This window comes from Flavobacterium sp. (assembly GCF_031422135.1).
Taxonomy (GTDB): Bacteria; Bacteroidota; Bacteroidia; order Flavobacteriales; family Flavobacteriaceae; genus Flavobacterium.
In genome coordinates, this window is sequence record NZ_JANOQD010000022.1 from 1 (window position 1) to 25,288 (window position 25,288).

29 protein-coding genes and 1 tRNA gene are annotated in these 25,288 nt (G+C 29.8%); 18 read left to right on the forward strand and 12 right to left on the reverse strand.

All coding sequences use genetic code 11. The features are described from left to right. From RMO70_RS03475 to RMO70_RS03495, 5 genes are all read left to right on the forward strand, one after another. A partial coding sequence (locus tag RMO70_RS03475) for a DUF4920 domain-containing protein (protein WP_310555032.1) occupies nucleotides 1-334 on the forward strand: 334 nt, incomplete at its 5' end. A gap of 10 nt (nucleotides 335-344) precedes the next feature. Beyond that, nucleotides 345-812: a hypothetical protein gene (locus RMO70_RS03480; protein WP_310555033.1), complete on the forward strand. Its 468-nt coding sequence runs from the start codon at nucleotides 345-347 to the stop codon at nucleotides 810-812. Between the two features lie 55 nt (nucleotides 813-867). Beyond that, complete coding sequence (gene mnmD, locus RMO70_RS03485; protein ID WP_310555034.1) at nucleotides 868-1,524, forward strand: tRNA (5-methylaminomethyl-2-thiouridine)(34)-methyltransferase MnmD; 657 nt, start codon at nucleotides 868-870, stop codon at nucleotides 1,522-1,524. 117 nt (nucleotides 1,525-1,641) lie between these two features. After that, on the forward strand, nucleotides 1,642-1,839 hold the full coding sequence (locus tag RMO70_RS03490) for a hypothetical protein (protein WP_310555035.1): 198 nt from the start codon (nucleotides 1,642-1,644) through the stop codon (nucleotides 1,837-1,839). A 284-nt stretch (nucleotides 1,840-2,123) separates the two neighbouring features. Then, nucleotides 2,124-2,345 carry a hypothetical protein gene (locus RMO70_RS03495; RefSeq protein WP_310555036.1) on the forward strand — a complete coding sequence of 74 codons (222 nt, stop codon included), beginning with the start codon at nucleotides 2,124-2,126 and terminating at the stop codon, nucleotides 2,343-2,345. An 8-nt stretch (nucleotides 2,346-2,353) separates the two neighbouring features. Here RMO70_RS03495 and RMO70_RS03500 read toward each other — a convergent pair whose 3' ends face one another. Beyond that, nucleotides 2,354-3,295 (reverse strand): LysR substrate-binding domain-containing protein, encoded by a 942-nt coding sequence (locus RMO70_RS03500; RefSeq protein WP_310555037.1) that lies wholly within the window; start codon nucleotides 3,293-3,295, stop codon nucleotides 2,354-2,356. Nucleotides 3,296-3,493: 198 nt separating this feature from the next. On the opposite strand from RMO70_RS03500, the gene RMO70_RS03505 reads away from it, so the two are divergent. Then, a complete protein-coding gene (locus RMO70_RS03505) occupies nucleotides 3,494-5,128 on the forward strand; it encodes a SulP family inorganic anion transporter (RefSeq protein WP_310555038.1) in 1,635 nt (544 codons plus the stop codon). 20 nt (nucleotides 5,129-5,148) lie between these two features. Further along, the gene (can, locus tag RMO70_RS03510; RefSeq protein ID WP_310555039.1) at nucleotides 5,149-5,793 is read left to right on the forward strand and encodes a carbonate dehydratase; all 645 of its coding nucleotides are present in this window, start codon (nucleotides 5,149-5,151) and stop codon (nucleotides 5,791-5,793) included. Between the two features lie 139 nt (nucleotides 5,794-5,932). On the opposite strand, the gene RMO70_RS03515 is transcribed toward can, so the two are convergent. The 10 genes from RMO70_RS03515 to RMO70_RS03560 all read right to left on the reverse strand — a co-directional run bounded on the left by RMO70_RS03515 (nucleotide 5,933) and on the right by RMO70_RS03560 (nucleotide 14,909). After that, nucleotides 5,933-6,895 carry a sodium-dependent bicarbonate transport family permease gene (locus tag RMO70_RS03515; RefSeq protein WP_310555040.1) on the reverse strand — a complete coding sequence of 321 codons (963 nt, stop codon included), beginning with the start codon at nucleotides 6,893-6,895 and terminating at the stop codon, nucleotides 5,933-5,935. Between the two features lie 2 nt (nucleotides 6,896-6,897). After that, complete coding sequence (locus RMO70_RS03520; protein ID WP_310555041.1) at nucleotides 6,898-7,857, reverse strand: L-threonylcarbamoyladenylate synthase; 960 nt, start codon at nucleotides 7,855-7,857, stop codon at nucleotides 6,898-6,900. A 3-nt stretch (nucleotides 7,858-7,860) separates the two neighbouring features. Beyond that, on the reverse strand, nucleotides 7,861-8,703 hold the full coding sequence (locus RMO70_RS03525) for a DUF6671 family protein (RefSeq protein WP_310555042.1): 843 nt from the start codon (nucleotides 8,701-8,703) through the stop codon (nucleotides 7,861-7,863). A gap of 24 nt (nucleotides 8,704-8,727) precedes the next feature. Further along, nucleotides 8,728-9,024, reverse strand: coding sequence for a hypothetical protein (locus RMO70_RS03530; RefSeq protein ID WP_310555043.1), 297 nt, complete (start codon nucleotides 9,022-9,024; stop codon nucleotides 8,728-8,730). Nucleotides 9,025-9,027: 3 nt separating this feature from the next. After that, complete coding sequence (locus tag RMO70_RS03535; protein WP_310555044.1) at nucleotides 9,028-9,267, reverse strand: hypothetical protein; 240 nt, start codon at nucleotides 9,265-9,267, stop codon at nucleotides 9,028-9,030. Nucleotides 9,268-9,271: 4 nt separating this feature from the next. Further along, complete coding sequence (locus RMO70_RS03540; protein WP_310555045.1) at nucleotides 9,272-10,756, reverse strand: NADP-dependent isocitrate dehydrogenase; 1,485 nt, start codon at nucleotides 10,754-10,756, stop codon at nucleotides 9,272-9,274. 147 nt (nucleotides 10,757-10,903) lie between these two features. Continuing rightward, nucleotides 10,904-12,085 (reverse strand): LETM1-related biofilm-associated protein, encoded by a 1,182-nt coding sequence (locus tag RMO70_RS03545; RefSeq protein ID WP_310555046.1) that lies wholly within the window; start codon nucleotides 12,083-12,085, stop codon nucleotides 10,904-10,906. Between the two features lie 79 nt (nucleotides 12,086-12,164). After that, entirely contained in the window at nucleotides 12,165-12,689 is a 525-nt protein-coding gene (locus RMO70_RS03550; RefSeq protein ID WP_310555047.1) for a superoxide dismutase family protein, read from the reverse strand. 61 nt (nucleotides 12,690-12,750) lie between these two features. Next, nucleotides 12,751-13,770 carry a M28 family metallopeptidase gene (locus tag RMO70_RS03555; RefSeq protein WP_310555048.1) on the reverse strand — a complete coding sequence of 340 codons (1,020 nt, stop codon included), beginning with the start codon at nucleotides 13,768-13,770 and terminating at the stop codon, nucleotides 12,751-12,753. Between the two features lie 8 nt (nucleotides 13,771-13,778). Next, complete coding sequence (locus RMO70_RS03560) at nucleotides 13,779-14,909, reverse strand: DUF3667 domain-containing protein (RefSeq protein WP_310555049.1); 1,131 nt, start codon at nucleotides 14,907-14,909, stop codon at nucleotides 13,779-13,781. Nucleotides 14,910-15,002: 93 nt separating this feature from the next. Between RMO70_RS03560 and RMO70_RS03565 the strand changes: the two genes are divergently transcribed. From RMO70_RS03565 to RMO70_RS03595, 7 genes are all read left to right on the forward strand, one after another. Next, a complete protein-coding gene (locus tag RMO70_RS03565) occupies nucleotides 15,003-15,458 on the forward strand; it encodes a DUF1801 domain-containing protein (RefSeq protein ID WP_310555050.1) in 456 nt (151 codons plus the stop codon). After that, nucleotides 15,458-16,255: a sulfite exporter TauE/SafE family protein gene (locus RMO70_RS03570; RefSeq protein ID WP_310555051.1), complete on the forward strand. Its 798-nt coding sequence runs from the start codon at nucleotides 15,458-15,460 to the stop codon at nucleotides 16,253-16,255. The genes RMO70_RS03565 and RMO70_RS03570 overlap by 1 nt, the downstream gene beginning before the upstream one ends. 74 nt (nucleotides 16,256-16,329) lie before the next feature. Then, nucleotides 16,330-17,736: an MBL fold metallo-hydrolase gene (locus RMO70_RS03575; protein WP_310555052.1), complete on the forward strand. Its 1,407-nt coding sequence runs from the start codon at nucleotides 16,330-16,332 to the stop codon at nucleotides 17,734-17,736. A 102-nt stretch (nucleotides 17,737-17,838) separates the two neighbouring features. Further along, nucleotides 17,839-18,036, forward strand: coding sequence for a hypothetical protein (locus tag RMO70_RS03580; RefSeq protein WP_310555053.1), 198 nt, complete (start codon nucleotides 17,839-17,841; stop codon nucleotides 18,034-18,036). 225 nt (nucleotides 18,037-18,261) lie between these two features. Further along, nucleotides 18,262-18,346, forward strand: a tRNA-Ser gene (locus RMO70_RS03585). A 273-nt stretch (nucleotides 18,347-18,619) separates the two neighbouring features. Next, nucleotides 18,620-19,861, forward strand: a complete 1,242-nt coding sequence (locus RMO70_RS03590) for a site-specific integrase (RefSeq protein ID WP_310555054.1) — start codon at nucleotides 18,620-18,622, stop codon at nucleotides 19,859-19,861. A 585-nt stretch (nucleotides 19,862-20,446) separates the two neighbouring features. Further along, entirely contained in the window at nucleotides 20,447-21,940 is a 1,494-nt protein-coding gene (locus tag RMO70_RS03595; RefSeq protein WP_310555055.1) for a hypothetical protein, read from the forward strand. Here RMO70_RS03595 and RMO70_RS03600 read toward each other — a convergent pair. Next, nucleotides 21,920-22,090, reverse strand: coding sequence for a hypothetical protein (locus RMO70_RS03600; RefSeq protein ID WP_310555056.1), 171 nt, complete (start codon nucleotides 22,088-22,090; stop codon nucleotides 21,920-21,922). The genes RMO70_RS03595 and RMO70_RS03600 overlap by 21 nt on opposite strands. 582 nt (nucleotides 22,091-22,672) lie before the next feature. Between RMO70_RS03600 and RMO70_RS03605 the strand changes: the two genes are divergently transcribed. The 4 genes from RMO70_RS03605 (at nucleotide 22,673) to RMO70_RS03620 (ending at nucleotide 25,199) form a co-directional block, all read left to right on the forward strand. Further along, nucleotides 22,673-22,960: a helix-turn-helix domain-containing protein gene (locus tag RMO70_RS03605; RefSeq protein ID WP_310555057.1), complete on the forward strand. Its 288-nt coding sequence runs from the start codon at nucleotides 22,673-22,675 to the stop codon at nucleotides 22,958-22,960. Nucleotides 22,961-23,062: 102 nt separating this feature from the next. After that, entirely contained in the window at nucleotides 23,063-23,887 is an 825-nt protein-coding gene (locus tag RMO70_RS03610; protein ID WP_310555058.1) for a transcriptional regulator, read from the forward strand. Between the two features lie 11 nt (nucleotides 23,888-23,898). Continuing rightward, nucleotides 23,899-24,510, forward strand: a complete 612-nt coding sequence (locus tag RMO70_RS03615) for an ATPase (protein ID WP_310555059.1) — start codon at nucleotides 23,899-23,901, stop codon at nucleotides 24,508-24,510. Nucleotides 24,511-24,554: 44 nt separating this feature from the next. Then, nucleotides 24,555-25,199, forward strand: a complete 645-nt coding sequence (locus RMO70_RS03620; protein ID WP_310555060.1) for a hypothetical protein — start codon at nucleotides 24,555-24,557, stop codon at nucleotides 25,197-25,199. Nucleotides 25,200-25,288 lie beyond the last annotated feature (89 nt).

Below are 25,288 nucleotides of genomic sequence, written 5' to 3' on the forward strand. Positions count from 1 at the left end.
ATACAAAACACTCAAGAAAGGAGATTCTATAGCAGTAAAATTCAGATCAAATATTAAAGAAGTTTGCAAGAAAAAAGGATGTTGGATGCAAATGGATTTAACAAATGATAGTCAATCTTTTGTTCGTTTTAAAGATTATGGTTTTTTTGTTCCTTTAAATGCAGATAATTCGGAAGCAATTATAAGTGGTTATGCATTTATCGATGTTGTTTCGGTCAAAGAACTGCAACATTATGCTAAAGATGGCGGAAAATCACAAGCTGAAATTAATAAAATATCCAAACCAGAAATAACATATTCTTTTACCGCAACTGGAGTTTATATTAAAAAGTAGCATTTAGTAAATGAAAAAAATCAGTTTATTTTTTATTACATTATTAGTTGTAATTTCTTGTCAAAAGAAAGAAAGCAATGTAGATAATAGAGATAAAAAAAAAGATTCTTGTACTTCAAAAAAATCTGAAAAAGGAAAGGATTTTGAAATGTATTCAATGTCTGAAATGGCCGCATTAATGGAGCAAATGTATGTCGACAATCAACGATTAAAAGAACGTATTGAAAAAGGAGAGGCTGTTGGTAAATTTCCTGATTATTTTTTAAAAATACATTCAGCAAAATTTACTGATGAGTCTGACAATGATGATTTTTTTAAAGAAAATGCAACTTTATTTATAAATGCACAAAAACTTATTTATAATGACCCTAAAAACGCCAAAAAGCATTTTAATGAAGGTATAAACGCTTGTATAACTTGTCATGAAAGTAAATGTGGCGGACCAATTCCGAAAATAAAAAAATTATACATTAAGTAAATTTAAATTTTTTTAGAATACAAATATAGAATACGAGTGCCTTTGCGGCAAAAATATGAAAAGAGAAATTATTCAAACTCTCGATGGTTCTACTACTATTTATTTACCCGAATGGAATGAAAGTTATCATTCTAAACACGGAGCCATTCAAGAAGCATATCACGTATTTATTAAAAACGGACTTTCATTATTTAATGACAAGTCTGTTTCGGTTTTAGAAATAGGTTTCGGAACCGGATTAAATGCTTTTATTACTAATTTAGAATCCCATAAGAAAAATCAAATTATTGATTATGTTGGAGTAGAAGCATATCCAGTTTCTTATGAAGAAGCAATGCAAATGAATTATGCAAATGAATTAGATGCTGAAAAAAAGTTATTTGATAGTATACATAATTGTGATTGGGAACAAAAGAATCAAATTTCAAGTACTTTTTCTTTGCTAAAACGAAAACAAATGTTCCAAGATATTGCAGATAAAAATGTTTTTGATATAATATATTTTGATGCATTTGGATTTAGGGTTCAACCCGAATTGTGGTCGTTGGAGCTATTTCAAAAAATGTTTTCTGCTTTAAAAAATAATGGTGTTTTGGTTACGTATGCTTGCCGAACTTTAATTAAAAATGCCATGATTGAAGCAGGTTTTAGTGTTGAAAAATTGCCTGGCGCACCTGGAAAAAGAGAAATGTTGAGAGCTCGAAAAGTTTAACTTATAATTAATACTACTATTTTAAATCTTTTATAAATTTGCTACAATAAACGTGTTTTTTTTGCGTTTATAAATAACTGTTATTATCATATTAATTAACCAAATAATCAATTTTTAATGTCAAGAAAAATTTTTGATTATACAAAATCGGTGTTAGAAAGAGTTAGTTTTGATACTACACTTTTTTGTAAAGAATTAGAAAAAGCACTAAAAATGCTTTTACCCTATGAAATTGAACAACTCACTGATTGGCTTTTAAATTTCACAAAAGAAAAGCCAGAATTACGACAATGTTTACTGATTATCAATAAATAAAACTAAAAGGAACTTAAACGGTTCCTTTTTTATTTTAGTAGGGTTTTCATTTTATTAATTGTTTTAATTACATCTAAAATACTTTTTACTTTTAATTTAATAGAACTAATAATGATTTTAATATTTGTAAGTTAAATATTATATTTTATGTAATTTAATGTTATATATCGCTATTTTAAGTCATTTATCGATAATTTTTACATTTTTTATTTGTTAGCTAATAAAATTATATGTAGTTTTATCAAACGTTCTTAAAAATAAGATAACCCCTAAATCTTAAAACTATGTCTAGAATGATTTACGATTACACTAAATCTATGTTAGAAAGTGTGAGTTTTGACCCAGCGCTTTTTAAAAAAGAATTAAAAAAAGGAATACGAAATTTATTGCCTTATGAAGTTGAACACTTAAGTAACTGGTTATCGTATTATACGGTAAATAAACCAGAACTGAAAAATTGCTTATCGGATTTTAATATTGAAGATAATAGAAATGGAGTTTGTTAACTCCATTTCTATTTAATTGATTTTGGACTTATTATTTGCACATTATTAAAAACGATTGCTCCTTTAATAACTCCTGCAATTGTATTTCGCAAAGCATCAATAATATGAATTTTTAGTTCATTTTTGGGATAAATTAAACTAACTTCTCTAGCAGGTTTAGGTGCTTTAAAGTGACGAAGTTTTGTTTGATCTTTTTCGCTTAAATTTAAAGTATGTAAATACGGTAAAAGAGTTGTCCCAAGTCCTTCATCAGCTAATTTTATTAAAGTTTCAAAACTACCACTTTCCAATTGAAAATGATTGTGTTCTAAATTTGAATTGTTTTTACACAAATTTAAGATACTATCTCTAAAACAATGCCCATCTTTTAATAATAAAATTTCATCTAGATTTAAGTCTTCAATTTCAATTTCTTTTTTATTAAAATTACTGTGATTTTCAGAAATGTAAGCAACAAAAGGTTCATAATACAAAACAATTTCTTTTATCTTATCATCTAATAAAGGAGTTGATGCAATTGCAGCATCTAAATGACCATTTTTTAATTTAAAGATGATGTCTTCTGTATTTAACTCTTCAATTAGTAATTTAACTTTTGGATATTTTTTAATAAAATTATTCAAAAACATTGGTAAAAGAGTTGGAGTTACTGTTGGAATAATTCCCAATTTAAACTCTCCTCCAATAAATCCTTTTTGTTGATCTACAATATCCTGAATCCGATCAGCTTCAATAACAATATTCTTTGCTTGATTGACTATTTTTTGTCCAATTTCAGTTAATTGAATTGGCTTTTTGGTGCGATCAAAAATTTGAATTCCCAATTCTTCTTCTACTTTTTGAATTTGCATGCTTAAAGTAGGTTGTGTAACGAAACATTTTTCAGCTGCTAAAGTGAAGTTTTTATATTCGGCAACAGCCAAAACATAATGTAATTGTGTAATTGTCATAGTATAGTAATTTCTGATACAAATATAAAAATAAATCAATTTAATTTATATTGTATTTTGTCATTTTTTTAATTGTAGTTAATAAAATTTTGAAAAGTTAAATAAATTTATATTTTTGAATTTAATTTTATTTCCATTTTATTTACTATATATTTGGTTCTTTAAAAATTAAAATAAGTGATTAATAAAATTAATTTAATGTCAACTTTTAAATCTGATTTCGCCTCTGGTTTAGTAGTTTTTTTAGTTGCACTACCTTTGTGTTTAGGAATCGCTTTAGCCTCTGGTGCACCACTTTTTTCTGGAATTATTTCGGGTGTAATTGGAGGTATTGTTGTTGGGTTTTTAAGTAATTCTCATCTAAGTGTTTCAGGTCCAGCCGCTGGTTTAACCGCAATAGTTTTAACTGCAATTACTGATTTGGGAGCTTTTGATAGTTTTTTATTAGCTGTTTTTATTGCTGGATTAATTCAGTTGATTCTAGGTTTTTTAAAGGCTGGATCTATTTCAAATTTTTTTCCTACTAATGTTATTGAGGGAATGTTAGCGGGTATTGGAGTTATAATAATCTTGAAACAAATTCCTCATGCATTTGGTTATGACAAAGATTTCGAAGGTGATGAATCATTTCTTCAAATTGATGGTCAAAATACTTTTTCTGAATTATTTCAAGTTTTAAATCACATACAATTAGGGTCTATATTTATCACATTCATTTCCTTAGTTATTATGATTTCGTGGACAAAATTTGATTTTTTAAAGAAAATAAAATTAGTTCCTTCTGCATTAATAGCAGTTATAATAAGTATTGTTTTAAATGAATATTTTATACTTACAGAAAGCTCATTGATGATTTCAAAAAATCATTTGGTCAGTTTACCAGTCCCTAAAAATTTCGAAGAATTTAGTAACATTATTATAACACCAAATTTCTCTGCCATATCCAATTCTAAAGTTTGGATTGTAGCTGGAACTATAGCTGTTGTAGCTTCTATTGAAACTTTACTTTGCATTGAAGCTGCTGATAGAATGGACAAGCAAAAACGATATACTGATACTAATGTTGAATTAAAAGCGCAAGGATTTGGCAATATTTTAAGTTCACTTATTGGTGGATTGCCTATGACATCAGTTGTTGTAAGAACTTCTGCAAATAGTGCTGCAGGTGCTAAATCAAAAATGTCTAGCATACTCCACGGATTTCTATTATTAATTAGCGTTATGTTAATTCCAACACTATTAAATAAAATTCCTTTAGCCACATTGGCAGCCATTTTATTATTAGTTGGATATAAATTAGCTAATCCTAAATTAGTTAAACACTTTTGGATAAAAGATAAAATATTTCAATTTATTCCATTTATTATAACATTTTTAGCTGTTGTTTTCACTGATTTACTGAGAGGAGTATTCTTGGGTATGATAATAAATGTCATTTTTATTTTAATAGGAAATTCAAAAAGAGCCTACATTTTTAGAAAAGAAGATTATAAAGATGGCGATATTATTCATATTGATTTAGCACAAGAAGTATCATTTTTAAATAAAGCAGCATTAAAGAAAACGTTAAATGACTTACCTGCAAACTCTAAAGTTGTAATTAATGCAAAAGATACCGTTTATATAGCTCATGATATTTTAGATTTAATAAATGAATTTAAAAAGATTAAATCAAAAGATTTAAAGATCAATGTTAAATTAGTAGGTTTTAAAGAGTCATATCAATTAGAGAATAGCGATGGTTATCGCAACACAGTTACAATTGAACATAAATATAATGTCATGAAACGTAAAATGGAAGTTTTAGAAAAGAAAGACATACACTTTGAATAATTAATTATAAAATAGAAACTATGAGTGCAGAATTTTACAAAAAAATATTGGAAAATAATAAAAAATGGGTAGAATCACAATTAGCTTTAGATAATGAATATTTTAAAGATTTAGCAAAAGGGCAACAACCACCATTATTATGGATAGGATGTTCCGACAGTCGTGTGCCTGCAAATGAAATTATTGGTGCCAAACCAGGTGAGGTTTTTGTACACAGAAATATTGCTAATATGGTAATTCATAGCGATATGAATATGTTAAGTGTTCTTGATTATGCTGTAAATGTTTTAAAAGTAAAACATGTTATTGTTTGCGGTCATTATGGATGTGGTGGAGTTAAAGCAGCTATGGGAAATCAGTCTATCGGATTAATCGATAATTGGATTCGTCATATTAAAGATGTTTATCGTCTACACGAAGATTATTTAAACTCTTTTCAAGATGAAGACGAACGGTTTAATAAATTTGTTGAAGTTAATGCACAAGAACAAGTATTTGATTTGGCTAAAACATCTATTGTACAAGGAGCATGGAGAAGTGGTCAAGATTTAACATTGCACGGATGGACTTATGGATTAAACTCGGGTTATGTAACAGATTTGGGTGTAAATATGAGTTCAAATTCTGAACTTGATGAAGTTTATCGTTTAAAGTTTTCGAGTTAAATAATTTCCTTTTTATTACTGTTTTTAATTTAACAAAAAAACTGTAAAGATTTCTCATTTACAGTCTTTTCTAAAACCAAATTTAAGAGTACTAATTCAAAGCCTAATTATATCAAAGCTTATTTAAATTGGTTTATTTTTATGATGATATTATTATTGATAGGTAAATTGGCATTCCAAGTGTTATATTAAAAGGAAAAGTAACAGCTAAAGCCATTGGTAAAAATAAACCCGGATTCGCTTTTGGTGCTACAATTTTCATGGCTGCGGGAACAGCGATATAAGACGCACTAGCAGCTAGTATTGCAAAAATAAATCTATTTCCAATTTCATTAGTAACGAATTGACTTAAAAACGCGACTATCGTACCATTCATTAATGGAATTAAAACAGCAAAAATTATTGGAAACCAACCACTTTTGAAAAAGACATCTAATTTTTTACCACTTATAATTCCCATATCCAATAAGAAAATAGCAAGAAATCCTTTAAATAAATCGGTTGTAAATGGTTTAATACCCATTGCTTGTTGATCACTTGCAAGGTAACCAATAACCAAACTACCTAGAATTAATAGAACACTTCCATTTGTAAACGAATGTTTAATAACCGAATTTATTTTAGTAGCATTTGACTCTTTTTTTGCGTATAAGCGCATTAAAATAACACCAATAATAATAGCTGGAGCTTCCATTAAAGCCATAATTGCTACCATATGGCCACTAAAAGTATATTTCTGTATTTCTAAAAAAGCTGCAGCCGTTACAAAAGTAACAGCACTTACAGAACCATATGCTGCTGCTATAGCTCCCGAATTTTCTATGCTAAATTTTCTTTTTAATATAAAAAAGCAATATATTGGAATAACAATGGCAATAAAAACACCGAATAAAACAGACCATATTATTTCAAAACTAAAGTGACTATGAGCTAATTCTTGACCTCCTTTAAATCCAATTGAAAACAATAAATAAAGCGAAATAAATTTAGAAGAGTTTGGCGGAATTTCTAAATCACTTTTTAATCGCGTAGCTATAATTCCTAGAAGAAAAAATAAAAGTGCTGGATTGGTTAAATTATCTAAGAGTAAATTTATATTCATAATTATTTTTTAGTAGCTCGTTCTAATCGATCGTTAATAGATTTTCCTAAGTCAACATCTGGAAATCGTTGTGCAATTATTACATCTAAGTTTAATTTGTCTAATCGGTGCATTGCAGCATATAAATTGGATGTAGCTTCTTTTAAATTACTGTTTTCAGATAGAATTTCTTGATATAAATCAGGAACATTTTGTATCTTTTTATCAAAAAGAAGCACCCCAATTTTTTTATTAGTAAATTCTTTTACAAAATGCGCTACATCTTCCTTTAAATAAGTAGTTGTTTTTGGCGCATAATGTCGAGATAACATTCCTGGTGCATCTGGAGTATTGTCTTTTTTATTTTTTATTTGAACTTTTCCAATAACTTTTTCTATCTCTTCAACAGCTATTGAACCTAAACGAAATACTACTGGCTCATTATTTTCAAATCCAATTATTGTAGATTCAATTCCATTTTCACATTCACCTCCATCCAATACCATTGCTAAAGTATCAGTAAAATAATCTGCCACATGAGAAGCTTTTGTAGGACTTATTGAACCAAATGGATTAGCACTTGGCGCAGCTAACGGAAAATCTAAACTTTCTAAAAGAGCTAGTGTTGTTGGGTGATTTGGTATTCGAATGGCAACAGAATCTTTTCCAGCAGTTACCAAATCAGGAACTATATCTTGTTTTTTTAAAACTAACGTTAAAGAACCTGGCCAAAATGCTTCCGCTAGTAAAATTGCTTTTTTAGGAATATCCTTGGCTAATTCATCTAATTGTTTTATCGATTTGATGTGAACTATCAATGGATTAAAAAAGGGTCTGTTTTTAACTTTAAAAATGCTTTTTATAGCTTCTTCATTATAAATATTTCCAGCTAATCCATAAACAGTTTCTGTTGGAATAGCAATAAGCTGATTTTGATTTAATAACGCAACTGCTTTTGAAATATCTTTTGAGATTTGAATCATTGATTATGGATTACAGAAGTCACAATACATCGGATCTTCTTTTGTTTTATTGTGTGGATGTATTTTTTCTGAAGAGTGATTACACTTTTTACATGTATATATAAAACTTAATGTGGAGCGTGTTGGATAATTACACCATTCACAAGGCAAACCTTGTTTAACTTCGGATACTGTAAATCCTGGTGCTTGGCATTCTGGACATAAAGACAAAATGGTATCAACTAGTTTTTCGGTTGCTATTTTTATGACCTGCATGCGTGTTGGATTGAATAAAGCACGCATATCAGTTTCTACATATGCAGTTCCATATTCGTTTACTATTGACCTAAAATTTTCTAACAATTGGTTTTCATCAGTTATTCCTTTTATTACTTTAGAAAAATTATTTTCGGATGATTTTAAAATTAATGCATGAGATGGAAAATTAACTTTCTTTGCAAATTCAAGTAATTCGATTTCGTTTGTAATTTCACTTCCATTAAAATTAGTGTCGGTACTAAGCTCTCTGGCAATGATTTCAATATCGTTTTTAGTATCCATAAAAATTAAAACTTCATCATCTGCATGACCAAAAAAAATAGTTGGATGTGCACCAAACGACCCTTCGCTAGCAATTGCTAAATCGCAATTCATCTCTTTCATAGCAAGAAAACATTTTTCTCGAAGAGTCGTTAGCACATCTTTTTTTCGTTCTATTTCACCAGTAAAAGTACCCAATAAATCAGTATCTAATTCTAAAGGAATGCAACATTGCACTTTTAGCTTTTCTTCTAAAATAGGATAAATAACAGCATCTTTTTTATGTTTTGTGGCAATCACAAGTTTTCTGTCTTGGAATAAATTCACAATAGAATGATGTTTTTAAATAAACTATTTAACTAAAGTTGGTTCTTTAATTAATTCTAGACTTACATTACTTTTTATTCTAAAACTAAATCCTTCAGATTGCGCTAATTTGGTTAATTCAGCTATTTCATCACGTGTTGATGTTAACTCTTCAATTCTCCTTTTTGAAGCATTACTGTCTTGATTAAATCGAATGTGATTGCTAAATGCAAATAAATTATGAAAATCAATCTTATTATTAATTAAAGACATTAATACTTTTTGAGTTTCTTCTGCTGTGAATTCTCCATCAATTAATTTAAAATTTGTAGTATTTTCCATTTTTTAAAGATTTATAGTGCTATTAATAATTATGTTTTCCGAATTTTTATTGATATAATCTCTTGATATTGAGAGATCATTTTGTAATGCTTTTATTTTTCGTTCTCTCATTTTTATATCTTCTTCGTTATGACTTTCCTTAATTTTATTTTCATGATACTTAATTTTTACCTGTACCATTTCTGTAATAATGCCTATAGCTTCTAGTGCATTAAATTGTCCATTAATTAATTGTATCTCCATAATGTTATTGTCCTTGGCCTAATGAAAAGCCTGGTTTACCATTAAATTCGTATAAGTTTTCTGTTTTGATGGTGTCAATTTCATTTTCTATTGCGTTAGATAAGAGTCCGATAATATTTTTTTTATCAATTCCATTACCATTTGCAGGCTTAAAGCGACAACGCCAGTGATCCGTACAAAAAGTTTCACTAAATCCATCAGGCCAAACTTTTATTCCTCTATTGGTAATCATTGATAACTTTGCATTATCATTATTCAATTTCTGAATTTTTTCTGCCAATTCATTTGGATTCGTTCCATTCCAATGAACAAAAATATCTACACCTACTAATTCTTTTTTAGCTGCTGGTTTTTTTATGTATTTAGGTAAGTTTAGTGCTACTTCTTTTGCATAAGAAACCTCTCTTAATAAAGAAGGTTTCAGGCCTAAGTTTGAAATTACTACTTCAGCAAATTCTTTAGTCCCCACTTTTTGTTTGCTAATTCCTTCTTTAAAAATATCATAGGTATGAATTCCGTCTTCGATAGTTTTTAACCAAGCATTTTGAACTTTCTCAGCTATTTCTGTCTGACCAATATGATTTAACATCATAACTGCTCCTTCTAATAAACCTGAAGGATTGGCTAAATTTTGACCTGCTCTACGAGGAGCTGAACCATGAATCGCTTCAAACATAGCACATTCTTCTCCAATATTTGCCGAACCTGCTAATCCAACAGAACCGGCAATTTGGGCCGCTATATCAGATAATACATCACCATATAAATTAAGTGTTACAATAACATCAAAAATTTCTGGTGTATCAGCCATCTTTGCTGCACCGATATCAATAATCCAGTGTTCGTTTTCAATTTCAGGATATTCGACTGCAATTTCATCAAACACTTGGTGGAATAAACCATCCGATTGTTTCATGATGTTGTCTTTTGTAAAACAAGTTACTTTTTTTCTGCCATATACTTTAGCATATTCAAAAGCATATCGCACAATTTTTTCACATCCAGGACGACTAATAATTTTTATACATTGTACTACTTCATCTGTTTGTTGGTGTTCAATTCCTGCATACAAATCTTCTTCATTTTCTCTTACAATTACAATATCCATTTTAGGATGTTTGGTTTCCACAAAAGGATGCAAACTCATGCAAGGACGAACGTTTGAATACAATCCAAGAAATTTTCGTGTTGTAACATTTAAACTTTTATAACCACCACCTTGAGGTGTAGTTATAGGTGCCTTTAGAAAAATTTTATTTCTTCGGATTATATCCCAGGACTCAGAAGCAATTCCAGAAGTATTTCCTGAAAGATATACTTTTTCACCAACTTCTATTTCATCAATTTCAATTTTTGCTCCTGCAGCTTTAATTATTTCAAGCGTAGCATCCATTATTTCTGGACCAATCCCGTCACCTTTTGCAACTGTTATTCTAGTCATGATTAAATGTTTAATATTATCAAGGCAAATTTCTGTTTTATTATTCATAAATTTTTATTTATATTTTTAATAATATATATAAATAAATTTTATGAATTATATCCTATATTAATTGCTAAATTTTCAGATTAATTTGAAATTTAATTAATAAAAATTGTTGGAATAAGAGTATTGTAACCGATTTTGGGAATGAAATTAATCTTCTAAATTTTCATTAAAAGAAGAAGGTAATAATTGCGGAATAAATTTTATTAAAATTGGCAATAACAATCCGCCACCCGGAATTAAAAAGATGGTTAAAGACGGAATAGTTTTGCAAATATCTAGTAATTGTTTTTTTACTTTCTTTTTTTCCTCAAGACTTAAATCTTTGTTTGTTGATTTGGCCAAAAGGTGCATTAATTCTTTACTTTGAGATATTTCTTTAGTCAAACGCTTTTTGTTTCGTTTTATCAAAACTTGAACTCCGCTTGTAGTTTGATCGTAAAAATGTTTTACCGGATTGGAGTAATTAAAATACTGTATGTTTTTTTTGTGATTTTTAATAAATTGATTCGTTGCAGTAATACTTTCAGATACAAATTTTTCAGAAATTTTTAAGTGTTTGCCTAATTTGTTTAAAAAATATACTTCATCGTTTTCAATAATAGCATCGTTATACATAGTAAGAACCGCTAAATCTAGAAAATAAAATTTTTCTAAATCATCTTTAAAATTATCTAATGGTAAATTTTCTAATTGTTTAATATTTATTTTAGAAAATTTGGTATAACGTACCGAAGCTTCAAATAGTTTAATCAGCAAATCATCATTAGACGATTTATTAATTTTGACTTGAAGTGATAATGAAACAATACTCATTATCATTTCTTCAATGCGTTTTACATATTTTTCTGGAATTTCGCCTTCAGCTAAAAAAAGTTTATAGGCCAAAATATCAACAAACAACAAAGCATTTGTAACAATATTTGAAAAGTTCTTACTGATAATATCTTTATTTGTTTGAACTCGATCATCAAGTAATCGTTCTAGTTTGATGTTTTTTGATGAACTAATTAGTGTACTCAAAAAATCAAATCCTTTTGGATTCATTTCTTTGTAAAATTCTAATGTTTTAGCCACAAATGTTTTAGAATCAGTTTCTTTAGTAACATATTGAAAGGTAGAATATAAATTGTCTAAAAGAGCTATTTTTGAAATTTCATCAGGTTTTAGTTCCTCAGAATTTTCAAATTTTAAAACAACATGTCCATAAATAAAACCAGTTTCTCTAATTTTTTTATAGAATGATAAGCTACTGGTAAAAACTCGTGATTCCGAATTATTTTCAACAGTAAAAAACTTATCAATCCAACCAGAAGTAGATGGGTTTATCATAGCTCAATTTTGAATTGCAAAGCTAAGTATAATTATAGAAGTTAAAATAATGATGTTGCTTTATCTTCCAACTAAAATTTTATTTTATAATTGCCGAACACGCAACTCTAGCACCAGCATTTCCTGTTGGTTGTGTCGTAAAATCGTCGGGTTTGTCGTGTACAATTAATCCTTTTCCTAAAATGTCTTTAGTTTCATCGCCGCAACCAATGCACCATTCGTTTGTTTTAAAAGAAATAGTTCCATTTCCTTTTTCATCAGCAGTAAAATTACCAATATCGCCTTTATGGTATTCGCCAACATTCCATTTTCCGTGTTTTTTAAATGTAGGATTCCAATGTCCACCAGCAGATGTTGCATCACCAGCAGAACAATCGGCTTTTTCATGAATGTGGATTGCGTGAATTCCAGGTTTTAATCCAGATATTTTTGCTTCAAAAGTGACCATTTCATTCTTTTCAGAAAACGTAGCAGTTCCAGTAACAGTAGTATTACTTTTTGGTTCTAAAGAAATTGTTAATGCATTTACTTTGGATGAAGAATTGGATTTACAGCTTAAAATAAATCCGATAGCCAAAAACGAAATAGCGATTATTTTTTTCATGATATTTAAATTTAATCAAAGTTACAGATTTTAAAAGGCTTTACAGGTTTATGATGTTAAATTATTTTCCATCTTTATCTACCACAATTCGTTTTTCTCTATTGGCAATTTCCCACGTAATAGCAAATGCCAATTGCGTTCGTTTTGTTAAAGCATCAAATTCAATTTTATCAACTTCATCAGTAGCTTGATGATAATCTTCGTGAACGCCACTAAATAAAAATACAGAAGGAATTCCGTTTTTAGCAAAATTGTAATGATCAGAGCGATAGTAAAATCGATTTGGATCTTTTCGGTCGTTAAATTTATAATCCAAATTGGTGTTGATGTATTTTTTATTCACCTCTTCACAAATTTTATATAAGTCGGTTGAAAGATAATCAGAACCAATTAAATAGATATAATCATTGGTGTTTTTATGTAAATCATCTCTACGTCCAATCATATCTATATTAACATCTGCAACTGTATTTTTTAGTGGAAATAATGGGTTTTCAGAATAAAATCTTGAACCATGCAAACCATGTTCTTCTCCAGTTACATGAAGAATTAAAATGGATCTTTTTGGGCCATTTCCTTCGTTTTTAGCAATTTGAAATGCCTGAGCTATTTCCAGTAATCCAACTGTTCCAGAACCATCGTCATCAGCACCATTATAAATTTCACCTTTACTGATTCCGATATGATCATAATGAGCCGAAAGAACTACAATTTCTTCAGGATGTTCACTGCCTTCAATGAACGCCCATATATTTTCAGAATCAGGTAAGTTTTCATTGTCTTGTGCATTTAAATAAGCCGCAGGTACAGCTTGATAATAGTTAGTGGCTCCTTTTGGGAAAGAAATATTATTTTTTTGATATTGTCTTATCATATATTGACCTGCTTTTTTCTGACCTTGACTACCAGTTTCTCGACCTTCCATTTCATCAGAAGCGACAATGGTTAGATGGGTTTTTAATTCATCAGATGTAATAGAACTAATGTATTTTTTAATATCAACTGTTGATGATACACTTTTGGTGGTTGTGCAACTGTTTAATAATAAAGCAAATAATAAAACAGGAATAAATTTTTTCATAATTTAAATTAATGAAGATTAATAAAGGTATAAAAAGAAAAACATAATAATACAATAAAAATTAATAGCATGTTAATAAAAAACATAGTTGCGCTTTTTAGAAAAGATATAAATCGGGTTTCACCATAAAATCGATGATGTGCAGGAAAGAAATAGTAAAACATCCAAATAGAGGAAATGACAGTAAATATTTTTGAAACAATATTGATACTTCCATTATCAATTAAATTTATTAGACCATTGAATAGATGTTGAATTAAAAAAATAAGCAAAATGAAAGAAAAATAATGTAATGTAAAAATGCCATGATCAAAATAATACCATCTTTTTTTATTGTGAAAAAGCCATAAAACTAGTGCAAAAAGTGGCATATATATGAATAATGCTTTTGGAAGATTTTTGATAAAAGATTCTAAAAATTTTTCTTTTATTTCTTCTGAAGTAAATTTTTCATTTAAAGGAATTGTTTTTTTATTCAACCAATATTCAAGATCATTTATTTCATCGGGATTTACTTTTCTAATCGAATCCATTTTTTCTACAGAATCATATCCAAAGTTTAATGAATTGTCATTATTTTTATTTTTTTTAGCAATCTCGATGAATTTTTTAATAGAATCAGCTTCTCTAGAACTTAGAACACCTTGTTTTTTAAGCTCATCAATTTTTAATTCTTCTTTGCTGATGGTTTGTTTGGCAATAGAATCATTTTTTAGCGAATCAATTTTTCTTTCTTTTTCAACTTCTTCTTCATGATTATAAAATCCTTTTTTCGCTTCTTTTTTATCACCGGTATCTATTTTTACGAAATCAGATTCTTTATTTGTTGGAATTACAGCAATCAAAAAGAAAGTCACTATACTGATAAAAATATACAACCGCACGGGAGCTAGATACGACAATCGTTTTCCCGAAAGGTATTCTTTGGTCAGCGAAGCAGGTTTGAATATTAAATTTCGGATGGTTTTCCAAAAGGCATTTTCATAGTGCGTTAAATCTTCAAAAAAATGGACAAACAAATGATGAAATGTTTTTCGAGTATTAGTGTTTTCTTGACCACAATTCGGACAAAAACGCTGATCAACAACATAATTGCAGTTTAAACAAGTTTTATCTTCCCGAATTGGATTTTTTGACATAAATAATCAAATAGTATTTCAGTGGTAAAGCTAATTAAATTTTTTTATTATTACTTTTGTTTGAGTTAATTACTATAAAAAAGTTTAGGAGATATGCAATCAGATGCTAGAACACCAGATCAATATATAGCAGAACTGCCAAATGACAGAAGGAAAGTCATCGAAAGGCTTCGAAAAGTTTCACGAGATAATTTACCTGAAGGTTTTAAAGAAGTAATGGGTTACGGAATGATGGGTTATGTTGTGCCACATGAACTATATCCAAATGGTTATCATTGTGACCCAAAACAACCATTGCCTTTTTACGGATTTGCTTCTCAAAAAAACTCTGTAAATATATACCATATGGCCGTTTATGCAGATAAAAAATTGTATGATTGGTTTGTTTCAGAGTTTCCAAAATACAGTAAAGCGAGATTAGATATGGGAAAAAGCTGCGTCAGATTTAAAAAACTAGATGATATTCCGTATGATTTAATTGGCAAATTGCTTTCAAAAGTAACAGTCGAGGATTGGATATCAATGTATGAAAATGCTTTTAAAAAATAATGGAGTTCACACAAATCATAGGATATATTTTAGCTGTTTTAGTCGGAATTACACTCGGTTTAATAGGTAGTGGTGGATCTATACTTTCTGTACCAATTTTGGTTTATGTAATTAATATTGAACCAGTTTTAGCAACAGCGTATTCATTGTTTATTGTTGGAATGACTGCTTTAGTTGGTGGAATACAAAAAGCTAAGCAAAAATTAGTTGATTTTAAGAAAGTGGTTTTATTTGGGATTCCAACTTTGATAGCTGTTTTTGTTACTAGAAGGTTTCTAGTTCCAGTCATTCCAGATATTATTTTTTCATTCGAAAACATCACTTTATATAAGTCGATTTTAATTATGCTTGTTTTTGCTTTTGCAATGATTTTTGCTTCCATCCGAATGATTAAGCCAATTCAAGAATCAGATTCAGATAATCATCAACCAATTAATTATTTTAAAATCATTTTAAATGGATTATTTATCGGATTAGTTGCTGGTTTTGTTGGAGCAGGAGGTGGGTTTCTTATTATTCCGGCTTTACTGTTTTTAGCAAAAACACCAATGAAAATTGCAGTTGGAACCTCACTTTTTATTGTCGCAATACAATCTTTAATTGGCTTTTTAGGCGATATTCGATCCGATCAAACAATCGATTGGCAATTTTTATTTGTGTTTACAAGTTTTTCTATTATTGGAATTTTTATTGGTAATCAACTATCAAAAGTCGTTTCTAGTGATAAACTTAAAACAGGTTTTGGATGGTTTGTATTTGCACTAGGAATATATATTATTTTGAAAGAATTACTATAAAAGTTCATAAAAATAGTATTTTCAAGGCAATTAGTTTTTAGAATTGACTAATTTTGTAGTACAAATAATTTCAAATGAAAATAGAGCAAATTTATACAGGATGTTTAGCACAAGGTGCTTATTATATTGAGAGTAACGGCGAAGTCGCTATTATTGATCCACTTCGTGAAGTACAACCTTATATTGATAAAGCCAATCAAAATAATTCTAAAATAAAATACATTTTTGAAACTCATTTTCATGCCGATTTTGTGAGTGGACATGTAACTTTAGCTGAAAAAACTGGTGCTCCAATTGTTTTTGGACCCAATGCAAATCCGAGTTTTAAATCACATATTGCCAAAGATGGTGAAGTATTTCATCTAGGTGAAATTACGATTACTGTTTTGCATACTCCAGGACATACTATGGAAAGTTCGTGTTATTTATTAAAAGATAAAAACGGAAAAGACCATGCCATTTTTAGTGGTGACACCTTGTTTTTAGGTGATGTTGGAAGACCCGATTTAGCTCAAAAAGCTGCTCACATGACTCAAGAGGAACTAGCAGGTTTACTATTTGAAAGTTTACGAACCAAAGTCATGCCTTTAGCTGATGATGTAATAGTTTATCCAGCTCATGGTGCAGGAAGTGCGTGTGGGAAAAATTTAAGTAAAGAAACTGTTGGTAGTATTGGAGATCAAAAAGCAACCAATTACGCGCTTCGTGTTGATATGACGAAAGAAGAATTTGTAAAAGAAGTTACCGATGGTTTATTGCCGCCACCAGCCTATTTTCCTATCAATGTAAAAATGAATAAAGAAGGGTATGGAAACGTAGAAGATATTATTATACAAGCCAAAGCCTATGATGCAAAAACTTTTGAATTCGTTGCCAATGAAACCGATGCTTTAATTTTGGATGTGCGTCATGAAGATGATTTTGTTAAAGGTCATATTCCTAGATCAATTTTTATTGGAATTCATGGCGGATTTGCTCCTTGGGTTGGTGCTTTAATTTTAGATAACAAACAATCCATTTTGCTTGTAACTCCAATTGGCAAAGAAGAAGAAACTATAAAACGTTTAGCTCGGGTTGGTTATGATGACACATTAGGATACTTATCTGGAGGATTTGAAACGTGGAAAAATGCGGGTTTTGAAATTGATACCGTTAGTTCTGTTTCTGCTGATGAGCTCGAGAAAAAAATAGCAGAAAAGTCCTTAGTTTTTGATGTCAGAAAACCAGGAGAATACATTTCAGAACATATTATAGATGTTCCTTCAGCTCCTTTAGATTTTATAAACGATCATTTAGCAGAATTTCCAAAAGAAGAAAATTTTTATTTGCATTGTGCTGGTGGATATCGTTCCGTTATAGCCGCTTCTATTTTAAAAGCTCGTGGTTATCATAATGTAATTAATGTTGAAGGTGGATTTAACGCAATAAAGAATACCGGAATTAAAACCACCAATTATGTTTGTCCAACCACGTTAAAATAGTTTTAATTAAAAACATTGTGTTAAATTTTGAAAAGCAAAGAATTAAATATATATTTTTGAAGTTATAAATAAATAACTATTATTAATTTAAATATAAAAAAAATGAAAAAAGTAGCGTCAATGTTAGCTGTAGTAGCATTTTTATTTTCTATGAATGTAAATGCACAAGAACCAAAACAAAAAAAGAATAAAGCTAAAACTGAAAAAGCATCTGCTACAACGGAAAAAAAATCCTGTACAGCAGGTGAAAAAAAAGGTGGATGTTGTTCAGCTAAAAAAACAGAAGAGAGTAAAGTGTAATTAATAGACTAAGTTATAAAAAAAGTGTTCAATTATTTGAACACTTTTTTTATTTAGTTTAATTTTAATACAAAGTTGGATTAAGTATTTTTTTTTAAAAGTATAGATAATGAATCATTTACTGCTTTATAATAAAATTAATAACTTTTTTACACCAATAGTGTTTGTAAAACAAAAAAAGGTTTCTATATTTGCACTCGCATTCACAAAATGAATGTATTTATTGGAGAAATGGCAGAGCGGTCGAATGCGGCAGTCTTGAAAACTGTTGACTGTAACAGGTCCGGGGGTTCGAATCCCTCTTTCTCCGCTGAAAAAATCCTAAATGGTATCAAAACCCTGTAAATCTTATGATTTACAGGGTTTTTGCTTTTCGAGACATACCAAATTATTCATTCAATCTTATTTAAATCGAGATAAAATCGAGACCCTAGAAAAATCAAAAATTAGGGTCTCGCTAAATTACCTCAACCCTTTCAAACAGAGAGTTCAACAGCATGTTCAATAACAAGTTCATTCAGTAAACATCTTGTTTGGTTTGAATTAGGAATTTAAATTGAGTAATAATTAATTCGTCACCACAATGAAAACAAAAATCACACTTCACTTTTATGCTAAAAGCACAAAAACCAATTCACATGGACTACTTCCTATTTATGTAAGATTAACTGTAGACGGAAAACGACTAGAATTTAGTACCAAAAAGTTTGTAGAAAAATCCAAATGGTCTAACGAACTATCTAACATGAAAGGCACTACAGAAGAAGCTCGTTCAATCAATAGCTATCTTGATTTGGTTAAATCTAAAGTATTGGACATCCAAATGCAATTAATCCATAAAAATCAAGCATTGAGTATTGAGAATTTCAAAAACAGTTTGTTTGGTTTAGAAGAAAAGCAGCGAATGTTAGTTCCGATTTTCCAAGACCACAACAATAAAATTAAAGAATTGGTTGGCAAAGAATATGCACCAGGAACTTTAGAACGATATGCAACTTCTTTAAAACATACTATAGAATTTATGAAATGGAAATACAATATTTCCGATATCGACATCACCAAGATTGATCACGCTTTTATAGCTGATTATGAGTTTTGGTTAAGAAGTATTAGAAACTGTGCCAACAACACCGCAGTAAAATACATCAAAAACTTCAATAAAATAATTAAGCTTTGTCTGGCCAATGACTGGCTTGATAAAAATCCTTTTGCAAATTATAAATCTAAAGTTAAAGAAGTCGAGCGAGTATATTTATCTGAAGAAGAAATTCAAAACATTATCAACAAAGAATTCAAAACAGAACGATTGTCGTTAGTTCGTGATATCTTTCTTTTTAGCTGCTTTACGGGTTTGGCATACATAGATGTCAAAAACTTGACAAATTCGCATATAAGCTTAGGTATTGATGGCGAGAAATGGATATTTACCCACAGACAAAAAACTGAAAGCGCTTCCAAAATCCCCATTCTTCCAGTAACGCAAATGATTATTGACAAATATGCTGACCACCCAAAAAGCAATAACGAGGATAGATTACTTCCTATTCTAACTAATCAAAAAATGAATGCTTACCTCAAAGAAATCGCTGGTGTTTGCGAGATTGAAAAAGATTTAACCTTTCATATTGCCCGACACACTTTTGCTACGACTGTAACGCTTACAAATGGAGTTCCAATTGAAAGTGTAAGCAAAATGCTAGGTCATAAAAATCTACGAACCACTCAACATTATGCAAAGGTTTTGGATAAAAAAGTAAGTGAGGATATGAAGATTTTGAGAGATAAATTTAAAATAAATGTTAATACAAAATCCATTTCTAATTAGATAATTGTTTTTCAATTTCTTAAATTAAAGATATATAGTTGTTTTGTCTTTACGAAGTTTTAAATTATAAGTTGATTCCCATTTCTTAGCAAAAGTCAATGAGATATAAATGTTGACAGATTACTTTTGTATGATAAACAGAATCAATTAATAGTTATTAGACTATTGTTAAAATATAAAAATGAAAAATAAAAAAGAAATACTAAGCACACTTTGGATTTTTGTTACTTTAATTTTAAAAGACATGGGAAAATGACAACTTAATGAAACATTGTGCATATGTTATTGATATAAAAGTGCTTGGCAAAATAGTGAGCGAAGATATTGATATACTCAAAACCAAATTGCAAAATAGAATTATCCAACCTATATCGAAAATAAAACATAATAAACTAATCCAAATCATTTACTATATTTTAATCTTATTTGACTAAGTTTCAAAAGCACTCTCTACAAAATCCTTCATTTTTTCTACCAAAAACAAACAATTTATAATATTTTTTTTATTTTTATCATCCACAAATGAAAATACAATTTCAATTTGTGGAAAAAACCATTTCTATAAGCCATACAAACCGATGAAAAATGAAAGCCAATTACATTCTCAAATGTTACGACAAACTGCTTCGTGACATAAACAATACTAAACATATCAATGATAAAAAGTGCATGGAGGCTATTCAAAAATTAGCCACAGAAAGCTTTGTTTCATATAAAGTGATTTTCAAAAAACGGAGAAACTCCAATGATTTCATTATCGAATATCCGATTCATAATCTTTATCCGCATGCCATTAATTTCGAAAACCTTAAATCTGAAAGTCATCCGCAACTAGAAAAATTCATTCCTTCTATCTTGAAAGAATTAAATCTGCAAGATACCAATCTCAAATTACATTGGAGTTCACAAAGCGGACTCAAAATCCTATATCTATTAGTTGATGCCAAATTAGAGAGCTTATCCAAAATAAACCTCCTATTTATTTATTATTATCAAATTGTAAAAAACGAAAACATCAATATAAAGAATTGCATTAAAGACAAAATTTTCAAATACCAATCAAAAAATCAAATAGAACAATTTATATATAAAATTCAGTTAAGTATTGAGAACCTAATTGAAATCACCATCAATCAAATTAAACCAAATTCAGTTCAAGAACTTTATAAGTTTTCGAACCAATGTAACAAAACGGACCACCTAAAAATTATATACATTTACTTAGAAAAGTTACTTCGGTTCCTTGAAAAGGAATTTTCAATGTACACTTCAGAAAATAGTAGAGTGCCATTTCGCACACTAATGCTAGAGAAACAAAGGTTAGAACCAAAATTGCAATTCATTGAAAGCAAATTCATGGAATCCTGCAGCAACGAAAAATTATTAACCATTGCTTTAGATCCTATTGGAAAAATAGCTGCTATCGCACTAAACAATAAGATAGATTATTATGAGTTCAAATATTGCAAAAAGTACATATCAGCATGTTACGATTATTTCACAATGATGGTTGAAACTACTGAATCAAATGTCATCGACCTGATTTTCGAATTAGATCTAAATTCACTAAAGCTATTTGAATATAAAATCGACACCATCATTTCTGATTTAAATCAACTCGATTCCACAAATGATAAAATTAATCTATTATACGAAAAACGGAAGAATATCAATCAAAGTCAAATCAAAATACTAAAGTCGTACTTTCGAGACTATCCATCTATAAAAACACAAGCAATTGGTTGGATCGAAGAAGAAATTGAATTCTTAAACAAGAATTTAAAACTAAAAAATATAAATCAGACAGTTCAAATTGAAGACAAAGAAAAAACTAAAATTCATACCGATTTATCCGTAGCGCAAATCAGTTATTTTTTCAATATTCTTAATCAATCTGGCGTCATAAAACATAGCAATCAAAGAGATATTTTTCGGTTCATTGCCGAGAATTTCAAAACCAAAACAACCGAACAAATCTCCGTTGATAGTATAAAATCAAGATATTACAACGTCGAGTCTAACACCAAAAGTGTTGTTCGAGAAAAGATTATAGACCTATTAAATCTTGCGAAGTCCTAAAACCTCTTTCATAAGACGCCATCCGAATCCTTTCATTTTAAGTAAGGTAAGATTGTCATGTTCTAATAATGCACTTACTGTTTTTATTTGGTGAAGTTCCATAAAAACTTTCAATTCATGGCTTGTAATACTGTTGTTTGGCTCGTCCATAATGCGGGATTTAAAGTAAAACATTCCTACATCCCAAGCAGATTAAAAACAACCTGCGTGGGACATCGATAATACCAGCCACAGAGGTACGACCAAGCACCCACAGCTCCGATAAACCGAGCCCACGCATTGCGTAGGCGACAGTTTATTTGTAGAGCTTAATTGAAATTTTGGTCGTTTTCTGTGGCTCGAAATAACTTTCGCTAATATATTTTACAGAGAAAAATCTCTGTTTTGTATTCAATGAAGTGATTTAAACTTTTCACATATAAGCGAAAATTAAGGATTTTATACCCAGTTGAAGTCTTTTTTAAGATGCATAGCTGGGCTACGGAACAAAAAAAAGACGAAAAGTGGGTGCAAAAGACAAATTTTTCAGCAAATGGAAAAAGTTTAAATCACTTCAATGTGTAAATTTAGTCATAAATGAATAATATACACAATAACAACCCTTAAAATAAAAACTTTTTTCTGCTGAATGATTGATTTTGTTATACTTTGATAGGGGTTGCGCAACCCCAGTAACTGTTTTGGTATTACTCAAATACTTCCCTTTGTCAAAATATTTAAAACCACAACAATATGGCAATCGAAGTTATCACACGCGAAGACTTAAACGAATTCAGAAGTCTGCTACTAAATGATTTATTAGAAATCATTAAATCCAAACCACAACAAACCAAACAGTGGCTCAAGTCTAACGAAGTCCGAAAACTGTTAAACATTTCTCCAGGCACTTTACAAAACTTACGAGTAAACGGAACACTAACCTATACCAAGATAGGCGGCATCATGTATTATGACAGTTCAGATATTGACAAACTATTAAATGGCAACAAAGTAAATGCTATTCCAACGTTGTTTAAATAATCTGTCATTCCCGCGAAGCCGGGAACCTCATCTCTTTAAACAGGTGGTTTTTTGCACACTTTCAAAACTGAATACTAAAAAACTGAACACTGAACACTTCCAATGAATTACATAAAACACCTAACAGGTTTTTTCATCCGAATAGCCAATGAAGAAACTATTTACCCAACACACATCAGTTTGTACTTAGCATTATTTCAATGTTGGAATGTCAATCGATTCAAAAACCCAATTACCATTTCTCGCGATGAAATGATGAAAGCCAGCAGAATCGCATCAAAAGCAACCTACCACAAGTGTATAAAAGAACTACAAGGACTAGGTTTCATAGAATATTTACCATCCTACAATCCATACTCCGGCTCAGAAGTAATCATACACAACCTAGCTGAAGGAAGTTATTTAAAAAAAATCGCAACCAGTTCAACTGTTGACACAACAAAACCAATAAATGAACAAGTTAACAGTAATGTTACTGAACAAGTCAATGAACCCAATATATATACTAATATACAAACATTTAAAAACAATGAAAACATATCTATAGACACAAATTTTCAAATTTTTAATGAAAATGAATTTTTAAGTACAGAAAATAAAGAGAAAAAAAGTTCCGCAAAAAAAAGAGAAAGACTTGTCACTTATAGCCCAGTAGAGAAACCAAGTCTGGAACAAATCAAAGGTTATTTCAAACAACAAGAATATTCAGAATTTGAAGCCGAACGATTTTATAATTATTACACAAGCAACGGCTGGCTCATAGGAGGTAAAACCAAAATGATAGATTGGCACGCATCTGCCAGAAATTGGATGCTAAATACCTCAAAATTTACAATCAATCTACCGCAAAACAATGCAACAAAAGAACAACCAAGAGCCAACAATTTACACACCATCGAAGACAAAGACTATGCTGAGCCACTATAAAACAACAAACTATGAACTCACAATACAACTACCCAGAAATTCTAGCTTGGTTAGAAAAAAAAGGCAAACAGGATTACGGAGAAAAATTCCATTTCATAGAACAAGACATTCAAAACATTACAAAGCTCGTAGCGTACTTTCTAAACGATGAACCAATGACCAATCAATTCGGCATAGACCTAACCAAAGGAATTTTACTTTCTGGACCAGTTGGTTGCGGTAAAACGACACTAATGACATTAATGAAACATGTAGCCCCAAAAGAAAACAAATTCCATGTAAAAACGTGCAGAGACATCAGTTTTGAATTTATAAAAGAAGGCTACGAAATAATACATAGATACAGTCGTGGCAGCTATTCCCAAACAGAATACAAAAACTATTGTTTTGACGATTTAGGAGTAGAAAGTAATTTAAAATATTACGGAAATGAATGCAATGTAATGGCAGAAATTATTTTATCAAGATATGATCTATTTGTTTCAAGAAAAGTCAAAACCCACATAACAACCAACCTTTCCGCCTCCGAAATAGAAACCATATATGGCAATCGTGTGCGCTCAAGATTCCGAGCCATGCTAAACCTAATCGCATTCGACAAATTAACACAAGACAAACGATAACCTGTAATTCCCGCAAAGGCGGAAACCCATAAACAAATCAACCCATGAGAAAAATAAACACCTTCTGGAACTGGTTCCAAGACAACAACCAAAATATTAAAAACGTTTTCAACGAAACGCCAAAAAACCAAAAGCACATCTTCTTTTGGATAAACAAACACTTGCATTATAACTGCAAAGAAATTGACTTCATTATTGTCTTTCCAAAAAAGCCAACTGACAAATCCGAACTAATAATAACAGCCAATGGTAACCCAACCTATTTCAAACAAGTAACGGATTTAGTTGACAATGCGCCTAAACTCAGAACATGGAAATTCACAGCTTTTATTCAGCCAACTGATAGAATTGATAAAATCCTTAATGGACTTGATCATCCTTACATACTCCCAGAGATAACTCTCAAAACAAGCGATAGTAAGTTTCTGCCCTTGAGTTATGTTGAAGAAAGTAAAAAAATAGACATTATTGTTTATTTGAAAAATTTTAATATCCATTGCGACACCAAAACATGGAAACAAGCTTTGTATATAATCATACAAGATCTTTTAGGAGAAAAATCACTATATGAAAACATCAATTTTATTCAGTTAGCTCAAATGCCGGAGGCAGAAGATATTGAATTAATCCACCTCTATGATTTACAATATTATCTAGACGATATAAACGCTAGCAATAGGTCTAAATGATATTTCTTTTGGGTAATTCTTTTCAAAACTGCAACGATTTAACATATAATTAGTGAAGTATTTGTGCCATTTGATTATTTTTGTACTGT